The 774-nt window shown below is 34.0% G+C and carries 1 protein-coding gene; it reads right to left on the bottom strand.

Annotated elements, in window-relative coordinates:
• The coding region (locus AB840_RS15455) for a pyridoxal phosphate-dependent aminotransferase (RefSeq protein WP_048515697.1) at window positions 1-774 on the bottom strand (774 nt) is incomplete at both ends.

Below are 774 nucleotides of genomic sequence, written 5' to 3'. Positions count from 1 at the left end.
ATACAGTTCTTTACTTTTATTTGTTTGTACAAATACAAAGTTAGTTTGGCTAGGTAAGAAATGTTTACTTTGAGGTATTTGATAAAACTTTGCACGTTCTTTAGCATTTTTTGCAGTAATCTCTTTTAAGTAGTCTTGATCTTCCAATGCAGCTACTGCAGCATATTCAGATAAACGTGTAACATTGAATGGTGGTCTAATAATATTCCATTTTTCAATAGCTTCATTAGTGGCAACCACATAACCTACGCGTAATCCTGCTAATCCATAAGCTTTTGAAAAAGTTCTTAGTAAAAATGCATTGTCAAATGTTTCTTGTAACTTTAACGTATCAGGGTAATCGTCTGCAGTAACAAATTCAAAGTACGCTTCATCAATGAGTACTGGTACGTGACTTGGTACACGTTCTAAAAATCCTTTAAGTTCATCATGATTAAAATAGGTACCAGTAGGATTATTAGGATTACATAACCACACTAGTGAAGTACCGTCATCAACTTCATTTAAAATACCTTCTAAATCAAATCCACCATTCTTTAATGGTACTTGAACAACATGAGCAGACTCTACAATAGCATTATGATAATACTGTCCAAACGTTGCTTCACTCGTTACGATTTTATCTCCTGGTGTTAATACTGCTCTTGAAATCATTAAGATAACTTCATCCAAGCCTGCACCAAATAAAATTCGAGATGCGTCCACACCTAAATGTTGACTAATCGCCTCTCTAAGTAATGGTGACCCTGTTTCAGGATAATAATATAATTCATC

The sequence above is a fragment of the Megasphaera cerevisiae DSM 20462 genome (genome assembly GCF_001045675.1).
Classification (GTDB): Bacteria; Bacillota; Negativicutes; order Veillonellales; family Megasphaeraceae; genus Megasphaera; species Megasphaera cerevisiae.
This window is presented reverse-complemented; position numbering and strand designations above follow the sequence as displayed.